The organism is Conexibacter sp. SYSU D00693 (genome assembly GCF_017084525.1).
GTDB lineage: Bacteria > Actinomycetota > Thermoleophilia > Solirubrobacterales > Solirubrobacteraceae > Baekduia.
Window position 1 is genome coordinate 4,026,265 of record NZ_CP070950.1, and the last position, 17,325, is coordinate 4,043,589.

22 protein-coding genes are annotated in these 17,325 nt (G+C 75.5%); 13 read left to right on the forward strand and 9 right to left on the reverse strand.

The genetic code is table 11. The features are described 5' to 3' along the window. Positions 1-98 precede the first annotated feature (98 nt). The 3 genes from JUB12_RS19880 to JUB12_RS19890 form a co-directional block, all read right to left on the reverse strand. Positions 99-1,133 (reverse strand): LytR C-terminal domain-containing protein, encoded by a 1,035-nt coding sequence (locus tag JUB12_RS19880; RefSeq protein WP_205697181.1) that lies wholly within the window; start codon positions 1,131-1,133, stop codon positions 99-101. Next, positions 1,133-1,684 carry an RNA polymerase sigma factor gene (locus JUB12_RS19885; protein ID WP_205697182.1) on the reverse strand — a complete coding sequence of 184 codons (552 nt, stop codon included), beginning with the start codon at positions 1,682-1,684 and terminating at the stop codon, positions 1,133-1,135. The genes JUB12_RS19880 and JUB12_RS19885 overlap by 1 nt, the downstream gene beginning before the upstream one ends. Positions 1,685-1,749: 65 nt before the next feature. Continuing rightward, positions 1,750-1,947 carry a hypothetical protein gene (locus tag JUB12_RS19890; protein WP_205697183.1) on the reverse strand — a complete coding sequence of 66 codons (198 nt, stop codon included), beginning with the start codon at positions 1,945-1,947 and terminating at the stop codon, positions 1,750-1,752. Positions 1,948-1,977: 30 nt separating this feature from the next. On the opposite strand from JUB12_RS19890, the gene JUB12_RS19895 reads away from it, so the two are divergent. The 3 genes from JUB12_RS19895 to JUB12_RS19905 are packed head-to-tail and all read left to right on the forward strand — an operon-like array spanning position 1,978 to position 3,859. Next, complete coding sequence (locus tag JUB12_RS19895) at positions 1,978-2,130, forward strand: hypothetical protein (protein ID WP_205697184.1); 153 nt, start codon at positions 1,978-1,980, stop codon at positions 2,128-2,130. A gap of 51 nt (positions 2,131-2,181) precedes the next feature. Beyond that, positions 2,182-3,099, forward strand: coding sequence for a 3-keto-5-aminohexanoate cleavage protein (locus JUB12_RS19900; protein WP_205697185.1), 918 nt, complete (start codon positions 2,182-2,184; stop codon positions 3,097-3,099). A gap of 31 nt (positions 3,100-3,130) precedes the next feature. Then, complete coding sequence (locus JUB12_RS19905) at positions 3,131-3,859, forward strand: MerR family transcriptional regulator (protein ID WP_205697186.1); 729 nt, start codon at positions 3,131-3,133, stop codon at positions 3,857-3,859. Here JUB12_RS19905 and JUB12_RS19910 read toward each other — a convergent pair. Both JUB12_RS19910 and JUB12_RS19915 read right to left on the reverse strand, forming a co-directional pair. Then, positions 3,799-4,680 (reverse strand): bifunctional 2-polyprenyl-6-hydroxyphenol methylase/3-demethylubiquinol 3-O-methyltransferase UbiG, encoded by an 882-nt coding sequence (locus JUB12_RS19910; RefSeq protein WP_205697187.1) that lies wholly within the window; start codon positions 4,678-4,680, stop codon positions 3,799-3,801. The genes JUB12_RS19905 and JUB12_RS19910 overlap by 61 nt on opposite strands. 21 nt (positions 4,681-4,701) lie before the next feature. Then, complete coding sequence (locus JUB12_RS19915; RefSeq protein ID WP_205697188.1) at positions 4,702-5,592, reverse strand: DUF2804 family protein; 891 nt, start codon at positions 5,590-5,592, stop codon at positions 4,702-4,704. A gap of 68 nt (positions 5,593-5,660) precedes the next feature. Here JUB12_RS19915 and JUB12_RS19920 point away from each other — a divergent pair, with 68 nt between their 5' ends. Genes JUB12_RS19920 through JUB12_RS19950 form a run of 7 tightly spaced genes read left to right on the forward strand, consistent with a single transcriptional unit; the run spans position 5,661 to position 9,450 of the window. Then, the gene (locus JUB12_RS19920) at positions 5,661-6,497 is read left to right on the forward strand and encodes a carbon-nitrogen hydrolase family protein (protein WP_205697189.1); all 837 of its coding nucleotides are present in this window, start codon (positions 5,661-5,663) and stop codon (positions 6,495-6,497) included. Beyond that, the gene (locus JUB12_RS19925; RefSeq protein WP_205697190.1) at positions 6,497-7,117 is read left to right on the forward strand and encodes a TetR/AcrR family transcriptional regulator; all 621 of its coding nucleotides are present in this window, start codon (positions 6,497-6,499) and stop codon (positions 7,115-7,117) included. Before JUB12_RS19920 ends, JUB12_RS19925 begins: the two co-directional genes overlap by 1 nt. A gap of 12 nt (positions 7,118-7,129) precedes the next feature. After that, a complete protein-coding gene (locus JUB12_RS19930) occupies positions 7,130-7,267 on the forward strand; it encodes a hypothetical protein (protein WP_205697191.1) in 138 nt (45 codons plus the stop codon). Then, positions 7,264-7,608, forward strand: coding sequence for a hypothetical protein (locus JUB12_RS19935; protein WP_205697192.1), 345 nt, complete (start codon positions 7,264-7,266; stop codon positions 7,606-7,608). Before JUB12_RS19930 ends, JUB12_RS19935 begins: the two co-directional genes overlap by 4 nt. Then, entirely contained in the window at positions 7,605-8,036 is a 432-nt protein-coding gene (locus JUB12_RS19940) for a phage holin family protein (protein WP_205697193.1), read from the forward strand. The genes JUB12_RS19935 and JUB12_RS19940 overlap by 4 nt, the downstream gene beginning before the upstream one ends. Next, positions 8,037-8,264: a DUF3618 domain-containing protein gene (locus tag JUB12_RS19945; RefSeq protein ID WP_205697194.1), complete on the forward strand. Its 228-nt coding sequence runs from the start codon at positions 8,037-8,039 to the stop codon at positions 8,262-8,264. Positions 8,265-8,316: 52 nt separating this feature from the next. Further along, the gene (locus tag JUB12_RS19950; protein ID WP_205697195.1) at positions 8,317-9,450 is read left to right on the forward strand and encodes an AI-2E family transporter; all 1,134 of its coding nucleotides are present in this window, start codon (positions 8,317-8,319) and stop codon (positions 9,448-9,450) included. Positions 9,451-9,597: 147 nt separating this feature from the next. Here JUB12_RS19950 and JUB12_RS19955 read toward each other — a convergent pair whose 3' ends face one another. Continuing rightward, positions 9,598-10,479, reverse strand: a complete 882-nt coding sequence (locus JUB12_RS19955; RefSeq protein WP_205697196.1) for a DegV family protein — start codon at positions 10,477-10,479, stop codon at positions 9,598-9,600. 69 nt (positions 10,480-10,548) lie between these two features. Between JUB12_RS19955 and JUB12_RS19960 the strand changes: the two genes are divergently transcribed. From JUB12_RS19960 to JUB12_RS19970, 3 genes are read left to right on the forward strand one after another with little or no spacing between them, the layout of a single operon-like run. Continuing rightward, positions 10,549-11,616: an NAD-dependent epimerase/dehydratase family protein gene (locus JUB12_RS19960; protein WP_205697197.1), complete on the forward strand. Its 1,068-nt coding sequence runs from the start codon at positions 10,549-10,551 to the stop codon at positions 11,614-11,616. Between the two features lie 13 nt (positions 11,617-11,629). After that, positions 11,630-11,884 carry a glutathione S-transferase N-terminal domain-containing protein gene (locus JUB12_RS19965; RefSeq protein WP_205697198.1) on the forward strand — a complete coding sequence of 85 codons (255 nt, stop codon included), beginning with the start codon at positions 11,630-11,632 and terminating at the stop codon, positions 11,882-11,884. A gap of 29 nt (positions 11,885-11,913) precedes the next feature. Beyond that, positions 11,914-14,367, forward strand: a complete 2,454-nt coding sequence (locus tag JUB12_RS19970) for a GH92 family glycosyl hydrolase (RefSeq protein WP_205697199.1) — start codon at positions 11,914-11,916, stop codon at positions 14,365-14,367. Here the strand turns inward: JUB12_RS19970 and JUB12_RS19975 are convergent. Genes JUB12_RS19975 through mtnA form a run of 3 tightly spaced genes read right to left on the reverse strand, consistent with a single transcriptional unit; the run spans position 14,364 to position 17,286 of the window. Next, positions 14,364-15,305, reverse strand: coding sequence for a zinc-binding dehydrogenase (locus JUB12_RS19975; RefSeq protein ID WP_205697200.1), 942 nt, complete (start codon positions 15,303-15,305; stop codon positions 14,364-14,366). The genes JUB12_RS19970 and JUB12_RS19975 overlap by 4 nt on opposite strands. After that, entirely contained in the window at positions 15,302-16,261 is a 960-nt protein-coding gene (locus tag JUB12_RS19980; protein WP_205697201.1) for an alcohol dehydrogenase catalytic domain-containing protein, read from the reverse strand. The genes JUB12_RS19975 and JUB12_RS19980 overlap by 4 nt, the downstream gene beginning before the upstream one ends. Then, entirely contained in the window at positions 16,258-17,286 is a 1,029-nt protein-coding gene (gene mtnA, locus JUB12_RS19985; RefSeq protein ID WP_205697202.1) for an S-methyl-5-thioribose-1-phosphate isomerase, read from the reverse strand. The genes JUB12_RS19980 and mtnA overlap by 4 nt, the downstream gene beginning before the upstream one ends. Between the last annotated feature and the right edge of the window lie 39 nt (positions 17,287-17,325).

Consider the following 17,325-nt stretch of genomic DNA (forward strand, 5'->3'; position numbering starts at 1 on the left):
GAACGTGCCAGGCACGTTCCACCCGGGGCAGGTGGAAAGTACCTGGCACGTTCCACCCGGCGCAGGTGAAAGGTGCCTGGCACCTTCCACCTCGGCGCTCAACCGCAGGAGCGCCCGAGCGGGACGGGCAGGCGCAGGGCCAGGCGCTCGCCCTGCGTCCGCACCAGGAGCGTCGCGCAGCGGGGCCGGTCCGTCACGATCCCGCCGCCGAAGCCGGTGCGCGGGCTCTCGCCGCCGCGCGGGCAGGCGACGAAGCGCATGACCGACGAGGCCGCGCGGATCCCGTCGCGCAGGACTCGCCGCTGGACGCCCAGGTCGTACACGAGCCCGACCTTCCCGCGCAGCTGCCGCGGCACGGTCACCTCGGCCTCCTCGCCGTCGGCGACGGTGATCGGCAGCTTGTAGCCCAGCCCGTCGAAGGCGTCGCGGCTTGTGGCGATGGTGCCGCGCGCCCCGAGGACGGCCAAGGGACCGCCCGCGACGTCGCCGCGCGCCGGGTCGATCGTCCGGGCGGTCTCCTCGGCGAAGCGCGGGTCGCAGCTCGCGGTGCGCGTGGAGTTGGAGACGAGGCCCGTCGTGCGGTCGGCGCCGGCGAGGACGACGACGTCGGCGTCGCGCCCGGCGATCGCGGCGGTCGTGGTCCTCAGCGGGGAGACCCGGTCGACCCCGAGCACCCGGGCGACCCTCGCCGCGGCCTCGCGGTGGCCCTCGCGGAAGACGACCGCCGTGCGCTGGCGCGTCTGGTTCGGTCCGCTCGTGACCGTCCGCAGGTCGGCGCCGTGGTGCTCGAGGCGCTCGCCGACCGCGCGGGCCAGGCCGGTGGTCGTGGTCTCGTTCAGGACGGCGACCCGCACGCCGGCGAGCAGCGTGCGGTCCTCCACGTCGACCGCGCCGCCGGGGACCGTCAGCGCCGGGGTGGTCGACGTCGCCGCCGGCACCCCGGCCCCCTCGTCCTCCCCGTCGCCGCCGAGCACGCCCGTCAGCGCCACGCCGAGGGCCACCGCCGCGAGCACGCCCACCACCGCCGGCGCCCGTCGCACCGCCGCACCCACCGCCGCCCGCCGCCGCGCCGCACGGCGCCGCGGATGGGCGTCGCGCAGCTCGCGCTCGAGGTCGTCCAGGAAGTCGTTCATCACTCGTGCTCCTCGGGGCTGGCGGACAGGCGGCGGCGCAGGCCCGCGAGCCCGCGCGAGACGCGCTGGCGCACGGCGGCCTCGGACGAGCCCGAGCCCGCGGCGATCTCCGCGTACTCGAGCTCCTGCACGACGCGGGCGCGGACGGCGTCCCGCTGGTCGTCGGGCAGCTCGTCGAGTGCCGCGTCGATCTCGGGGCGCCGGGCGAGGGCGTCGAGCCGGGCGAGGTCGGCCTCGCCCAGCGCGGGACGCTCGACGCCCAGGCGCCTGCGCGCCCGGGCCTCGACCGCCCCGCGCTCGTGCAGCCGCGCGCACTGGATGCGGGCGATCCCGTAGAGCCACCCGGCCGCCGGCCCGCGGTCGGACCGGAAGCGGTGGCAGCCCTCGAGGGCGAGGGCGAAGGTCTCGGCGACGAGGTCGGCGGCCGTCTCGGGGTCGCGCGTGCGCCGCAGGCAGAACGCCAGGACGCCCGCGGCGTGGCGGCGGTAGAACGCCGCGAACGCCTCGGGGTCCCGGTCGGCCGCCTGGAGCAGCTCGTCGTCGGAGGGCACCCGCACACCCTCCCTTGCGGGAGGGCCCGGGTGCTGTGACAGCGGCGCCCGCTAGGCGCCCGAGGTCACTGGTTCCAGTTCTCGGCCGTCACCTTGCCGTGACGGCTGCTCTTGTGGCGCGCGTCGACGTCCTGGCCGCGCGTGGCCTCGTCGAGCTGGCCGGCGTGGTCGCTGGCGCTCGTGGCCTTCGACGCCTCCTCGGCCTCGGATGCCTTGTCGTCGACGACGCGCTTGAAGCGGTCCAGCTGCTCGTCCTTGCTCATGCTCGGGCAGTACCCGGGTAGGCCGCGGCCATGAGCACCCAAGAGGATCCGCAGCCCGTCGACGCCGAGGAGCGCGCCGACCAGCCGGCCGCCGAGCCCGACGAGGGCCTGCAGCCCGACGACGGCTCGCGCACGGCGCCCCACGGTGACGACAAGCCGCCCTCGCCTGCGCACGGCGCGTAGGCGACGGGATAGGGTGGGAAGTGGCACGTCCCACTTCCCACAGGAGTCCTCGTGGCCCTCGACGATCCCGTCGTCATCACCTGCGCGATCTCGGGCGCGCTCGCCAACCGCGACCAGTGCCCGGCCATCCCCTACACGCCGGAGGAGTACGCCGCCGAGGCGCGCCGCATCGTCGACGAGGGCGGGGTGCACATCCACATCCACGCCCGCAAGCCCGACGGCACGCCGAGCTACGAGGTCGAGGACTTCCAGGCCATCCACGACGCGATCCGCGCCGAGGTCGGCGACGCCGCGATCCTGAACTTCTCGACCGGGACGGTCGGCGTGTCCGTGGAGAAGCGCGTGGCCTACCTCGAGGCCGTCCGGCCCGAGGTCGCCGCCCTGAACATGGGCTCGATGAACTACGCGAAGTACTCGGCGTCGCGCAAGGACTTCGTGTTCAAGATGGTCTTCGCGAACCCGTTCGACGAGATCGTCGCGCTGCTGCAGGCGATGAACGACCTGGGCATCAAGCCCGAGCACGAGTGCTTCGACCTCGGCCACGTCGGCTCGCTCGCACCGCTCATCGACATGGGTGTCCTCAGGACCCCGCTGCACGTCGACTTCGTCATGGGCGTCACCGGCGGCATCCCGCCGACCGCCCGCAACCTCGCCGCGATGGCCGACAACCTCGCCGAGACGCCGGGCGGCCCGCACCACTGGGGCGTCATCGGGATCTCGCGCCGGCAGTGGATGCTCGTCACCGCGGCCCTGTCGCTGGGCGGCTCGATCCGCGTCGGCCTCGAGGACAACCTCTACCTCCCCGACGGGGAGATGGCCCGCTCCAACGGCGACCTCATCGCCAAGGCCCGCGAGATGACGCTCAACGCCGGCCGGCGCCCCGCGACGGTCGACGAGGCGCGCAGCATGCTCGGCGTCCCCAAGCCGCAGCTCTCGCGCCGCGACGTCCTGACGGGCGACGTCGCCTGAGCCGGTCTTGAACGACGCTGGGCTCCTCAAGATGGCGGAGCTGGCCGAGCGCTCGGGCGTCTCGGCCGGCACGATCAAGCACTACCTGCGCGAGGGGCTGCTCGGCGCGGGCACCGACATCGTGCGCACCTCGCGCAACATGGCCTGGTACCCGCCCGTCTACGTCGAGCGCATCCGGCTCATCAAGCGGCTGCAGGAGGACCGCTTCATGCCGCTCAAGGCGATCAAGGGCGTGCTCGACGAGGACCCCGCCCGCGCCGAGGCGCTCGTCGAGGTGGAGGACCGCATCCTCCAGCAGGCCCTGGAACGCCAGGGCGCGACGGGTGACCGCGTGTCGAAGGCCGAGGTCCGCCGCCGCTACGACCTGCCGGCCAACGTCCTGGACCGCCTGACCGAGCTCGGCGTGCTGACCCCGAACTCGCGCGGCTTCGACGAGGAGGACCTCAAGATCATCCAGGCCTTCGTGCGCTTCCGCGCCGGCGGCTTCGACGAGACGCTGGGCTTCACGGTCTACGACGCGCTGCGCTACCGCGAGGCGCTCGAGCCGCTGGTGGAGGAGGAGGTGCGCACGCTGCGCGACCGCCTGGTCGGCGAGGTCCCGCCCGAGCGCGCGGCCGAGATCATCGCCGCGGGCGCCGAGCCGCTGCGCGACCTCGTCGGCGCGCTGCACACGAAGATGGTCGTCGAGGAGCTGCGCCGTCAGCTCGGCGGCGCGTCGTCGACCGCCGGGTCCGGCGGCGGCGCCAGGAGCCCGTCGTAGGCCGAGCCGTCGAACGGCGGCGGCTCGACGCCCGCGGCGCGCGCCTCGGCGCGCTTGCGGAAGAAGTCGAACGGGGGCTGGGTGGGGAGGCGGTCGACCGGCTTGCACACCAGCTCGGTGAACCACGGCGAGGAGTGGTTCTCGATGCGCTCGACGACCTCGAAGCACGCGGTGCGCACCATCGCCTCCAGCGCGCTGGGCGTGATGCCCCACCAGAAGTTGTTGTGCCCGAGCATCGGCGCGTCGATGAACGGCCCGCCGATCGAGCCCGCGCCGCTGCCCGCGGCCTGCCAGTGCGGGGACTCGTGCACCCGCCGCGAGCCCTCCGGCAGGTAGGGGTAGAAGACGCACGCCTGCTTGACGCCCGGCACCTCGGCCATCGTGTGCGAGCCGAGGTAGAGCGTCTCGCGGCAGATCCGGCGCAGGTGGATGAGCTGCTGGACCGGGTTGGGCGTGTGGTAGACGACGCCCGAGCACCAGACGACGTCGTGCGCGCCGATGCGCTCGACGCTCAGCGGGTCCTCGAGGTCGCCCTGGACGATGCGCACGTCGAGGCCGGTCGAGGCGCGGCGCTCGAGGAACTCCGGCGTCGGGTCGCCGGCGTCGAAGCACGTGACCGGCGAGGCGCCGGCCGCGGCGGCCTGGAAGGCGATGTCGCCGTTGATGCCGTACAGGCCGCCGACGTCGACGAAGGACCTGCCGGGGACGTGCGCGCGGATCCACGCCGAGCGTGCGGCGTGGTCGTCCTCGCGCGAGGTGCGCCCGCGCAGCTTGCGGCGCACGCGGGCGGCGGTGATCCAGGTCCACTCGGCCAGGGACACCGGCAGGAGCCTAGGGCTCCGTCACCAGCGCACGTCGTGGCGCTCCATCACGCCCGCGCCGCGCGCGAGGACGACGCCGCCCGGCAGCGTGCCGGTGAACGCCCCGAACGGCTGGCGGTAGGCGCTGTCGAGCAGGACCAGCCGGTCGTGGCGAGCGCGCTGGGCCTCGGCGGCGAAGCGCAGGACCTCGTCGCCCGGGCCGTGCACCGCGTCGAGGCCGTCGAAGCGCACGGGGCCGGCCTCCACCGCGACGCCGTCGACCCAGACGGTGCACTCGCCGGCGGCGGGGTCGTCGTGCACGCCGTCGCAGAGGTTCCACAGGACCTGGCGGCCCGCCTCGTCCACGCCGGCGCCCGCCGACCACGACCAGCGCGTCTCGCGCGCGTGGAAGCCGGCGGAGTCGTCGATGAGGGCGGGGCCGTCGACGGCGATCCGGCGGCCGTCGAGCACGAGCGTCCCGTGCACGCGCGCGCCCTGCTTGCGCGTCCAGATCCACGACGGGCCGTGGGGGCTGACCACCTCGACCGCCTCCCCCCGGGGCTCGAGCGCGAGGTCGGCGCGCACGCCTCGGCCGCCGAAGCGCACGCGGTCGCCGACCTCGACGCCGCCGGGGACGAAGCGGGTGCGCTCCCGCAGGGTGCGCGAGCCGCGGTCCCACACGGCCCAGAAGGTCTGGGGCGCGCCGCCGAGCGAGACGCGCCCGGCGCAGAGCAGGACGTCCTGCGCGTAGAGGCCGACGTAGCGCCAGGACTTGCGCGGCCGGCGGGCGCGCAGCAGCGGCATGCGGCCGGGCGGCAGCGGCAGCGGCGGGCGTGCCAGGCTCCCGGAGCCGTCGTCGACCCCGCGCCACGGCAGCGCGACGCCGTCACGGGCGGTGGCGCCGGGCGCCGCTGAGGGCTCCACGGCCGTCATCGCGGGTATCCTGCCGGACGTCCGGTTGACTGACCAGTCAATCTGGGTGAGAGGCCTGTCCCGCCACCATGCGCGCCGCCGCGATCCAGCTCACCGCGACCGCTGACGCGGACCGCAACCTCGAGACCGCCGACCGGCTGGTCCGGGCCGCCGCGGGCGCGGGCGCGCAGCTCGTCGTCCTGCCGGAGAAGTGGTCGGTGCTCGGGCCGACGGACGTCGTCCGCGCCGGGGCCCAGCCGCTCGACGGCCCGGCGCTCACGTGGGCCCGCGCGGTCGCCCGCGAGCTGGGCATCGACCTCGTCGCGGGGTCGATCGCCGAGGCGGCGCCGGCGGGCGACGCCGACGGCCGCGGGCGCAACACCTCCGTCCACGTCGGGCCCGACGGGGAGGACCGCGGCGTCTACCGCAAGGTCCACCTCTTCGACGTCGAGGTCGAGGGGACGACCTACCGGGAGTCCGAGGCCGAGCAGCCGGGCGACGAGCTCGTCGTCTCGTCGCTGGCGGACGGCACCGGCCTCGGGATGGCGGTCTGCTACGACCTGCGCTTCCCCGAGCTCTTCCGCGAGCTCGCCGTCCGCGGCGCCCGCGTCCTCGCGCTGCCCAGCGCGTTCACGCTCGCGACGACCCGCGACCACTGGGACGTCCTGGTGCGCGCGCGGGCGATCGAGGACGCGTGCTTCGTCGTGGCCGCCAACCAGGTCGGCGAGCACGCGCCCGGGCTGCGCTCGGGCGGGCGCTCGATGGTCGTCGACCCGTGGGGGGTCGTCCTCGCGACCGCGCCGGACACCGAGACCTTCGTCGTCGCCGACCTCGACCTGGCCCAGCAGGACGCGGTGCGCCGCCGCCTGCCGGTGCTCGAGCACCGCCGTCCCGACGTCTACGCCGCGGGCCGGGTGCGCGCCTGATGGCCACCGCCCGCAGCGCCGCGGCCGCCGCCGAGCGCCGCCGCCAGATCCTCGACGCAGCCGTGCGCGTCTTCGCCCGCCAGGGCTTCCACACCTGCCGCGTCAGCGACATCGCCGACGAGGCGGGCGTCGCCTACGGGCTCGTCTACCACTACTTCCGCTCGAAGGACGAGGTGCTCGACACCCTGTTCCTCGAGCGCTGGGACGTGATGCTCGAGGCGATCCGCGAGGTCGACGGCCGGGAGCTGCCGGTCCGCGACAAGCTCGGGGCGATCGCCGGGTTCATCATCGACTCCTACCGCCACGACCCCGACCTGATGAAGGTCATCATCGTCGAGGTCACGCGGGCGGCGAACACCTTCGGCCAGACGCACATCGCGAAGATCCACGAGGCCTACGACCTCATCGCCCAGGTCGTCGCGGGCGCGCAGGGGCGGGGCGAGCTGCGCACCGACATCTCGCCGCAGTTCGCGGCCATGGCGTTCTACGGCGCGATCGAGCAGGTCCTCACCGGGTGGATCCTCGACGCGCTGCCCCACGTGGAGCAGGACTTCGACGAGGCCAAGCGCCTCATCGTCGAGACCATCTGCGGAGGGCTGGACCGCCGTGCCGTCGGGTAGGGTCGACGCCCGATGACCGAGAACGACCTCGTGAAGCGGCTGGCCTGGTCGGCCATGCTCGCCGGCTTCGGGGCGCTGGCGTCCATCGTCACGACGCGCGTCGCCGCAGTGGCCTACCGCCGCGTCTTCGGAGAGGACCCGCCGGAGTGAGCGCCCAGGACGAGCAGGGCGGCACCGGGCCCGAGGAGGCCCGGCCCGACCAGGTCGACGAGGTCGCCGCGACCGGCGGCGCCGAGACCGCCGACGCCGAGGGCGTCAGCGAGGCGCCCTCCCCGGGCGGCAGCCCGAGCCCGGAGCCTTCGAGCCCGGACCCCGAGCCGACCCCGGTGGTCGACCCGTCGGCGTCCTCCTACAGCACCCCGCCCGGCAGCGCGGCCCCGACGGGCGCGACGGGCGGCGGCTCGATCACCGACCGGCCCGAGGCGATCGTCGGCCTCGCCTTCCTGGGCGGTGCCGTCGTGGCCCTCCTGCTGAAGGCGCTGCGCCGATGAGCCCGGACCAGCAGCAGCCCCAGCTCGCCCAGGCCATCCAGGACGTCACCGAGAAGGTGCAGCTCCTGGTGCGCGAGGAGATCGAGCTCGCCAAGACCGAGGTCGAGCTGAAGATGAAGAAGCTCGCCCGCGGCGTCGTGATCGCCGTCGCCGCCGGCGTCTTCGTCCTCGGCGCCCTGATCCTGCTGCTCCACGGCTTCGCGCTGCTGGCGTGGTGGGCGATCCCGTTCGGCGACACCCAGATCTGGGGCGGCTACTTCGTCGTGGCCGGCATCCTGCTGCTCCTCGCGGGGCTCGCGGGGTTCCTCGCCGCCAAGGCGTTCAAGGCCGGCGCGCCGCCCGCGCCGGAGCTGGCGATCCAGGAGGCCAAGCTCATCCGCGAGACCGTGACGTCCTCGGAGCCGCAGACCACGGTGGGGGGCCGGTAGGTGGCGACCCGCTCGCCGGAGGAGATCCGGCGCTCCATCGAGGCCAACCGGACCGAGCTCGCCCAGTCGCTCGAGCGGCTCCGCGGCGAGGTCGCCCAGGCCACCGACTGGCGCAGCGCGCTCGCGCGCAACCAGCAGAACGTGATGATCGGCGCCGCCGTCGCGGGCTTCGTGCTCGCGGGCGGGATCGGCGCGACCGTCGGGCTCTTCCGCCGCCGCCGGCGTTAGGTGAGCGCCGGCGCGCCCGGTGCCCTCCGACGCCCCCGCTAGCTTGCCGCCCATGTCCCGGGAGCTGACGACCCGCACCATCCTGCGGGTCGTCTTCATCCTGGTGGCGACGGCGCTCGCGCTCTACGTCGTCTACCTCCTGCGCCAGCCGATCGGCTGGCTCTTCCTGGCCGCCTTCATCGCGATGGCGGTCAGCAAGCCGGTCGGCCGCCTGTCGCGCTCGATGCCGCGCGGTGCGGCGATCGCGGTGGTCTACCTCGGGCTGCTGTTCGTCCCGATCGTCATCGGGTCGCTCGTCATCCCGACGCTCGTCACCGAGGCGACCGAGCTGGCCGACGACGTCCCGCGCTACGCCCGCGAGGCGTCGGAGTTCATCCAGGAGAACGACCGGCTGCGCGAGCTCGACGAGAAGTACGACCTCGGCGCGCAGCTCGAGGAGCAGGCGGCGAAGCTCCCCGCCAAGGCCGGCGATGCGGCGGGCGTGCTGTCGGACATCAGCCTCTCGCTCGTCAACTCGATCTTCGCGCTGGTCAACATCATCATCCTGAGCATCTTCATGGTCGCCTCCGGCGGCCGGTGGGTGCACGCGCTGCTCAAGCTCCGACCACCCGACGAGCGCGAGCGCCTCGAACGCGCGCTCACCCGCGTCGTCGGTGCCGTCGGCGGCTACGTCCAGGGCGCGCTGACCGTCGCGTTCATCGCGGGCATCGCGGCGTACGTCGTCCTGCTCATCCTGGGCGTGCCGTTCCGCGCCCCGCTGGCCGTCATGGTCGGCCTGTTCGCGCTGATCCCGCTGATCGGCGCGACGATCGCCGCGGTGCTGGTCGGCATCGTCACGCTCTTCCACGACTTCCCGACGACCACGATCATCTGGGTGATCTGGTCGATCGTCTACCAGCAGCTCGAGAACAACATCGTCCAGCCGCAGGTCCAGCGCCGCACCGTCCAGGTCGCGCCGTTCGTGGTCCTCGTCGCGGTCCTGTTCGGCAGCGCGCTGCTCGGCGTCGTCGGCGCGCTCCTGGCCATCCCGGTCGCGGCCTCCCTGCAGATCGGCCTCCAGGAGTACCTCGAGTACCGCCGCGAGAAGGGCCAGTGGGCCCCGCCCGCCGACGACGGCGGCGACTCCCCGGGCGACCCGCCGGTCGACCCGCCGCCGGACGCGGACCCGGCGTTGGCGCCGGCGTAGGGCGCGGCGCTCGGCGCGCGGCGCCGCTGGAGCATCGAGTGGCGGATTGTCCGTCTCAGGAGCGGAGAAGACGCCAACGGATGACCCCGCGCGGGGTGGCGCCGCGCGCAGCGACCGCGCTGCGCCCAGCGACCGCGACGACGGAGCTCAGCGCCGCAGCTCCGCGACCAGCCGCCCCGGGATCCCGCCGACGCCCAGCAGCCCCGGGCCCACATGGGTCCCGATGACGGGGCCGATCTCGGAGACCGCGATGGGCGGGCCGCCCAGGACCTCCTGGCAGCGCTCGGCGAGGCGGGCGGCCTCGTCGGGGGCCTGGATGTGCTGGACGGCCCAGCAGTCGGCCTGCTCCTCCTTGAGCGTCGTCGCGAAGTCGACCATGCGCTCGAAGGCGCGTCGGGCGGTGCGGACGCGCTCGATCGGGACGATCTCGCCGTCGACGGTCAGGATCGGCTTGATCTTCAGCGCGCCGCCGACCCAGGCCTGGGCGGTGCCGATGCGCCCGCCGCGACGCAGGTACTCGAGCGTGTCGACCGCGAACCAGATGCGTGCGTGAGTCAGCGCCTCCTCGACACGCGCCTTGACGCCGTCGACGTCGGCCCCGCCCTCGGCCGCGGCGGCACCGGCGAGGACGATCATGCCCATGCCCCCGCAGGCGCTGCGGGAGTCGACGACCTCGACGCGGCGGCCGGGATGGCGCTCCATCGCCTCGGCCGCGGCCTGGCGGCCGGACTCGACGGTGCCGGAGATCCCACCCGCGAGGTGGACGGAGACGATGTCGCGACCCTCGGCCAGCAGCGGCTCGAAGACCGCGAGGAAGTCGCCGATCGACGGCTGGGACGTCGTGGGCAGCGCGCCGTCCATCGTCCGCAGGCGCTCGTAGAACGCGGTGAAGTCCGGCATCTCGGACTCGCGCTCGTGGCGGTCGCCGTCGTTGACGTAGAGGCTGACCGTCGCCACGTCGTGCTCGCGCAGCAGCTCGCGCGGCAGGTACTGCGTGGTGTCCGTGACGACCGCGACCCGGGAGGACATCGCAGCCACCCTATAGGCGGGTCGACGCGGCGCGAGCGCGGACACCGCGGACCCTGGCAGGATCGGCGCGTGGGCAAGACGCTCGTCACCGGCGGCGCCGGGCTGGTCGGCTCGCACGTCGTGCGGGCGCTGCTCGAGCGCGGCGACGACGTGCGCGTGACGGTGCGCGAGCGCACCCGCACGGAGAACCTCGAGGGCCTCGACGTCGAGCGCGTCACGTGCGACCTGCTCGACGCCCGGCGGGTGCGCCGGGCGATGCGCGACGTCGACCGCCTCTTCCACGTCGCCGGCTCGACCCGCCTGCGCGCGCCCGCGCGCGACCTGTTCCGCGACAACGTCGACGTCACCCGCGTCGTCCTGGGCGAGGCGCTGCGCGCGGGCGTCGAGCGCGTCGTGCACACCTCGTCGATGGCCGCCGTCGGCCCGGCCCCGCGGGGCTCGACCGCCGACGAGACGCAGGTCTTCCGCGCCGGCCGCCACGGGCTGCCCTACGTCAACGCCCAGCACGAGGCGGAGGCCGAGGCGCTGCGCCACTGCGCCGCGGGCCTGCCCGTCGTCATCGTCAACCCCGGCCACGTCCTCGGCCGCGGCGACGTCAACCGCTCGTCGACCGAGGTCGTCCGGCGCTTCCTGCGTCGCGAGCTGCCCGCCTACGTCGACGGCGCGCTGTGCGTCGTCTCCCCGCAGGACGTCGCGCGCGGCCACCTCCTGGCCGAGGAGCGCGGGACGGTCGGCGAGCGCTACATCCTCGGGGGCCGCAACTTCACGCTGGACCGCCTCTTCGCGGACCTCGGCCGCCTCAGCGGCGTCGAGCCGCCCGCGGTCAAGCTGCCGCTGCCGGCGGCCATCGCCCTGGCCCGCGGCCTCGAGGCGGTGCCCGGACGGCCGGCCATCACCGAGGTCGAGGTGAAGGTCGCGGCGCAGTGGTGGGCCTTCCGCTCGACGAAGGCCAAGCGCGAGCTGGGGTGGAGCACCGGCCACCACGAGGAGCCGCTCACCCAGGCGATCGCCTGGTACCGCGAGCGCGACCGCGACGGCCTCGCCGCGCCGGGCGCCCGCCAGCCGCTCGCCCTGCGCGCGGCGGGCCTGGGGCTGCGCACCGCCGGAGCGGCGTTCCGCAGGGTCGTCCCGGGCTAGCCTGACCAACGACATGACGACCACGCTCTTGCGCTGCCGCACCCCGACCGACTGGCTGTGCCCGTGCGGGCGCGTCGCGCGCGAGCTGCGCAAGCACGGCGAGGAGGTCGAGGAGGTCCGGGTGCCGTTCAGCAAGCGCGACCGCGACCGGGTCGTGCAGGCCTCGGGCCAGGCGAAGGTCCCCGTCGCGGTGATCGACGGCGAGGCGATCTGCGACTCGCTGCGGATCGTCGAGCACCTGCGCTGGCGCGCGGGCGACCGGCGCTAGCGACGACCGTCGCGGCTAGCGTCCCCCGGATGCGGGGGACGTGGGGTGGCCTGACGCTGGGCGCGCTGGCGGCGATGGCGCTGGGCGCGGCGCCGGCGTCGGCCACGCCGGCGCTCACGAGCTACGTCGAGACGCGCATGGGCACCGACGAGGGCGCCGCGGACTTCGGGACCGGCGGCGGCGCCGGCGCGACGTTCCCGGGGGCCGTCGCCCCGTTCGGGATGCTCCAGGTCAGCCCGGACACCGACCCCTCCCTGCGCAACCCCGCCGGCGGCTACACCTACAGCGACCAGCGCATCAAGGGCTTCAGCCTCACGCACATCTCCGGGGCGGGGTGCGCGGGCCTGGGCGACGTCCCGCTGCTGCCGACGACCGCGGCGATCGACCGCTCGCCGGCCAAGCTCGCCTCCTACGACGTCGAGCCGAAGTACGTCGCGGGCTTCACCCACGAGGGCGAGGTCGCCGGACCGGGCGACTACCGCGTCCGGCTCGACCCGGGACCTCAGGAGATGCGCGCCGAGCTCACCGCGAACGTCCGCGCCGGCGCGCTGCGCTTCACGTTCCCCAAGGGCTCCAACGGCTCGGTGCTGGTCAACCCCGGCGGCAGCCAGATGGGCAACGAGCTCGCCGAGGTCCACGTCGACCCCGAACGCCGGGAGATCAGCGGCGTCGTCGTCAGCGGCGCGTTCTGCTCGGCCTACAACCGCTACCGCCTGCACTTCGTCGCGCGCTTCGACCGCCCGTTCACCGCTTCGGGGACCTGGAAGCGCCAGGACCTGCGCCGCGGCGGGCGCGACGTGCGCGACGTCTCGCTCACCCCGCAGGTCGCCATCGTCACCAACCAGTACAAGCGCGTCGCCGGCCTGCCCGACCAGCTGCCGGGCAACCCCAGCACCGGCGCGCAGGCCGGCGGCTACGCGACCTTCGACACCCGCGAGGGCGAGGCGGTGACCGCCCGCGTGGCGATCTCGTCGGTGAGCATCGACGGCGCGCGGCGCAACCTCGACGCGGGCGCGAGCGAGCCGTTCGACGCGCTGCGGGCCGCCGCGCGTCGCGCCTGGGAGCGCCAGCTGGGCAAGGTCCGCGTGGGCGGCGGCACGGACGAGCAGCGCCGGCTGCTCTACACCTCGCTCTACCACGCGATGGTCATGCCGAGCGTCTTCAGCGACGTGGACGGCCGCTACCGCGGGATGGACGGGCGCATCCACCAGGCCGAGGGCTTCACGAAGATGGCCAACGTCTCGGGGTGGGACACCTACCGCGCGCAGATGCCGCTCATGGCGCTGCTCGCGCCGCGCCAGGCGTCGGACCTCGTCTCGAGCCTCCTGGCCGACCACCGCGAGAGCGGCCACCTGCCGAAGTGGTCGCTGCGCGAGGGCCACACGAACGTCATGGTCGGCGACCCGGCGGACCTCCTCATCGCCGGCGCGCACGCCTTCGGCGCACGCGACTTCGACGCGCGTGCGGCGCTCAGGGCGATGGTCGACGGCGCCACGACGTACGGCATCGCGAGGAACGGCCGCTACGTCCAGCGGGCCGGGCTGGCCGACTACCTGCGCCTGGGCTACGTCGGCTACGAGCGCAACACGAGCACGATCGTCCAGACGATCGCGCCCGAGACGGTGTGGGGGACCAGCGCGACGACGCTCGAGTACGCCCTGGCCGACTTCGGCATCGCGCGCCTGGCCAAGGCGCTCGGCGACGGCGAGACGTGCGCGACGTTCGCGAGGCGCTCGGCGAACTGGCGCAACGTCCTGGACCCCGTCAGCCAGATCATGCGCCCGCGGCTGGCCGGCACCGGCGCGTTCCTGCGCGGCGATCCGCCCGGCGGCGAGCTGGGCTTCGTCGAGGGCTCCGCCGCGCAGTACACATGGTTCGTCCCGCACGACGTCGCCGGGCTCGTCGACGCGCTCGGCGGCCGCGACGCCGCCCGCGCCAAGCTCGACTTCTTCCTGAGCAAGCGCAACGACGGCGTCCACAGCGGCCACGCCTTCCTCGGCAACGAGCCGACCCTCCACACGCCCTACCTCTACGACTGGCTCGGCGCCCCGGCGCGCGGGGCCGAGGCGGTGCGGGGAGCGATGCTCGAGCTGTACCGGCCGACGGCGGGCGGCTTCCCCGGCAACGACGACCTCGGCGCGATGTCGTCCTGGTGGGTCTTCGGCGCGCTCGGGATGCACCCGTCGGTGCCGGGCACCGGCGTCCTGACGCTGGCCAGCCCGCTCTTCCCGCGCACCCAGCTGCGCCTCGCGGGCGGGACGGTCGACATCCGCGCGCCGAAGGCGTCGGCCGGGACGCCGTACGTCGTGCGGGCCACCAAGGGCGGCAAGCGGCTCTCGCGGGCGTGGCTGTCCTACGACGAGCTCGCCAAGGGCGCGAAGCTGCGCTTCGACCTGTCGGCCGACCCGGGGCAGCGCTGGGCGACCGGTGCCGGGGCCGCGCCCCCGTCCTACGGCGGCGCGGCCGCCTGCACCGCGCCCTAGCGGCGCGGATCGACGACGAGCTTCTGCGCCCGGCCACCACGGCGCGGCGCGCGCAGCGCCGGCGCGAGCTCGTCGAGCCCGATCGTCGGGCCGGCGAAGGCGCGCCAGTCGATCGCCCCGGAGGCGAGCAGCGCGAGCGCCCGGTCGACCTCCGCGCGGCTGTGGTGGAAGGCGCCGCGGACGTCCACCTCGTCGTAGTGCAGCGGCGCGGCGGGCAGCGACACGGCGGGCGCGCTGCAGCCGCCCACGAGGACGACGGTAGCGCCCGGGGCGGCGGCGCCGACCGCCGCGGCCCAGCTCTCGGGGCGGCCCACCGCCTCGAGGACCAGCGCGCAGGTCTGCGGCTCGAGGCGCTCGGCCGTGGCGGCGACGCCGAGCGCGACCGCCTGCTCGCGGCGCTCGGGATGACGGTCGGCGAGCGTGACCTCGCGGCCGGCGAGCACGAGCAGCCGCGCGCACATCAGCCCCACCGTGCCGCCGCCGAGGACCGCGGCCGGCCCGGCCGGCGCGCCGTCGGCCCGGGCGACCGCGTGCACGCACGCCGCCAGCGGCTCGGCCATCGCCGCGCCGGCCAGCGGGAGCCCCTCCGGCACGGCGTGCAGCGCGCCGGCGGGGGCGGCGATCCGCTCCGCGAAGCCGCCGAGCACCCACGTCATCGCCCGGCAGAGCTGCGGGCGGCCGCCGCGGCACGGAGCGCAGGCCAGGCACGCGACGCTGTCGCCGACGAGCACGCGCTGGCCGGTGTCGGTCCGCACGCCCGCGGTCTCGTGGCCGAACGCCGCGGGGTAGGGGCCGAGCGCCCGGTGGCCGTGCTCGAGCATCTTGCGGTCCGTCGCGCAGCTCGTCGCGGCGTGGACCTCGACGACCACCTCGCCCATGGGCTCGTCGACCTCCTCGACGCGCAGGTCGCCCGGGCCGTGCAGGACCGCCGCCCTCACGCGACCACCAGCGCCTTCACCGCCTCGCCGGTGCGGGCCAGCTCGAGGGCCCGGGCCGTCTCGCGCAGGCCGAGGCGGTGGGTGACGAGGCCGAGCGGGTCGAGCACGCCCCCCTCCAGGAGCGCCAGCGCGCGGCGCATGTCCTGCGGACCGGCGCTGTACGAGGCCCGGACCTCGACCTCGCGCGCGTACAGCGAGGCGGCGTCGAGCGCGAGCGGGGCCTCCCCCGGCGTGGCGTAGAGCAGCAGCCGGCCGCCGGGGCCCAGGGCGGTGAAGGCGTGCTCGACCGCGGCGGCGCCGGGCGCGCAGACCAGCGCGACGTCGACCTCCTCCCCGGCGTGGGCCGCCGCGCCCAGCGCGCGGGCGCGCTCCAGGCGCTCGGGGCGCGGCTCGGCGGCGAACACGGCGGCCGCCCCCCGCGCCCGCGCCGCCGCGAGGGTCAGCAGCCCGCCGGTCCCGCAGCCGACGACGAGCACGCGATCGCCGGCCGCGACCTCCGCGCGCTCCAGCGCCCGGACGACGCACGCCAGCGGCTCCACGAACGTCGCGCGCTCCGGGTCCAGGGTGGTCGGCAGCAGCTCGCCGACCAGCGGCGCCGACAGGCGCACGCGCTCCGCGAAGCCGCCCGGGTCCAGCGCGGTGGCGCGGAACTGCGGGCACAGCGTCTCGCGGCCGGACCGGCACACCGCGCAGGCGCCGCACGGCACGTGGTGGTGGACGACGACGCGGTCGCCGGCCCGCACCTGCTCGACACCGTCGCCCACGGCGACGACCTCGGCGCACAGCTCGTGGCCCAGGACCGCGGGGACCTTCTTGGCCACCCACGCCTCGCTGACGTCCGAGCCGCAGACCCCGCACGCCAGCAGCGCGACGACCGCCTCGCCCGGGCCGGCGACGGGCTCGGGCAGGTCGACGAGCTCGACCTCGCGCGGGCTGGTCGACCGGGCGGCGATCACGCGTCGAGCAGCGCGGCGACCGACGCGCGGGCGGGCGGCGCCGCCACGCCGCGCTCCGTGACGAGCGCCGTGACCAGCTCGGCGGGCGTCACGTCGAACGCCGGGTTGCGCACGCGCGTGCCCTCCGGGGCGACGGGCGTCCCGAGCAGCTCGGCGACCTCGTCGGCATCGCGCTCCTCGACCTCGATGCCGTCGCCGTCGTCGATCGCCGGGTCGATCGTCGACGTGGGTCCCGCCACGACGAACGGGATGCCGGCGGCCCGCGCGGCCAGCGCGTGGGCGTAGGTCCCGACCTTGTTGGCGACGTCGCCGTTGGCGGCCACGCGGTCGCAGCCGACCACCACGGCGTCGACCTCCCCGCGGCGCATGAGCCCGGCGGCGGCGCCGTCGACGAGCAGCTGGTGCGCGACGCCGACGCGGCCGAGCTCCCACGCCGTCAGGCGCGCGCCCTGCAGCAGCGGGCGCGTCTCGCAGACGAGGACCTCGAGGTCGGGCTCCTGCTCGGCGAGGGCCAGCACGACGGCCAGCGCCGTTCCGCGCCCGCCGCACGCGAGCGCGCCGGCGTTGCAGTGGGTGAGCACGCGCCTGGCGCCCGCCAGGACCTCCGCGCCGTGGCGGGCGATCGCGTCGCTCGCCGCGTCCTCGGCGGCCTGGATGCGCTGGGCCTCGGCCCGGGCGGCGGCGGCGAGCGTCGCCGGGCTGGAGGCCAGCGCGGCCTCCCGGACGCGGTCGACCGCCCAGGCGAGGTTCACCGCGGTCGGCCGCGCCCCGCGCAGCAGGTCGGCGGCGTCCTCGAGCGGCCCGAGCCCCGGGCGGCCGCTGACCTCCATCGCCAGCCCGTACGCGGCGGCGATCCCGATGTTCGGCGCGCCGCGCACCGCCAGGCGGCGGATCGCGTCGGCCGTGTCCTGCGCGCCCTCGAGCTCCAGCCAGACCTCCTCGTGGGGCAGGCGGGTCTGGTCCAGGGCGTGGAGCCGGCGCCCGTCCCAGCGCAGGGGCGTGACGGCGCGGGGCAGGACGGCCATGGGCGCGGATGCTACGCCCGGACAGCGTGAGCGCGATCC

What these genes read in the sequence shown, in the direction of transcription:
- JUB12_RS19880 (WP_205697181.1), bottom strand. Translation starts at nt 1,133, where the DNA reads ATGAACGACTTCCTGGACGACCTCGAGCGCGAGCTGCGCGACGCCCAT.
- JUB12_RS19890 (WP_205697183.1), bottom strand. Translation starts at nt 1,947, where the DNA reads ATGAGCAAGGACGAGCAGCTGGACCGCTTCAAGCGCGTCGTCGACGAC.
- JUB12_RS19895 (WP_205697184.1), top strand. Translation starts at nt 1,978, where the DNA reads ATGAGCACCCAAGAGGATCCGCAGCCCGTCGACGCCGAGGAGCGCGCC.
- JUB12_RS19905 (WP_205697186.1), top strand. Translation starts at nt 3,131, where the DNA reads ATGGCGGAGCTGGCCGAGCGCTCGGGCGTCTCGGCCGGCACGATCAAG.
- JUB12_RS19915 (WP_205697188.1), bottom strand. Translation starts at nt 5,592, where the DNA reads ATGACGGCCGTGGAGCCCTCAGCGGCGCCCGGCGCCACCGCCCGTGAC.
- JUB12_RS19920 (WP_205697189.1), top strand. Translation starts at nt 5,661, where the DNA reads ATGCGCGCCGCCGCGATCCAGCTCACCGCGACCGCTGACGCGGACCGC.
- JUB12_RS19925 (WP_205697190.1), top strand. Translation starts at nt 6,497, where the DNA reads ATGGCCACCGCCCGCAGCGCCGCGGCCGCCGCCGAGCGCCGCCGCCAG.
- JUB12_RS19930 (WP_205697191.1), top strand. Translation starts at nt 7,130, where the DNA reads ATGACCGAGAACGACCTCGTGAAGCGGCTGGCCTGGTCGGCCATGCTC.
- JUB12_RS19940 (WP_205697193.1), top strand. Translation starts at nt 7,605, where the DNA reads ATGAGCCCGGACCAGCAGCAGCCCCAGCTCGCCCAGGCCATCCAGGAC.
- JUB12_RS19950 (WP_205697195.1), top strand. Translation starts at nt 8,317, where the DNA reads ATGTCCCGGGAGCTGACGACCCGCACCATCCTGCGGGTCGTCTTCATC.
- JUB12_RS19955 (WP_205697196.1), bottom strand. Translation starts at nt 10,479, where the DNA reads ATGTCCTCCCGGGTCGCGGTCGTCACGGACACCACGCAGTACCTGCCG.
- JUB12_RS19965 (WP_205697198.1), top strand. Translation starts at nt 11,630, where the DNA reads ATGACGACCACGCTCTTGCGCTGCCGCACCCCGACCGACTGGCTGTGC.
- JUB12_RS19970 (WP_205697199.1), top strand. Translation starts at nt 11,914, where the DNA reads ATGCGGGGGACGTGGGGTGGCCTGACGCTGGGCGCGCTGGCGGCGATG.
- mtnA (WP_205697202.1), bottom strand. Translation starts at nt 17,286, where the DNA reads ATGGCCGTCCTGCCCCGCGCCGTCACGCCCCTGCGCTGGGACGGGCGC.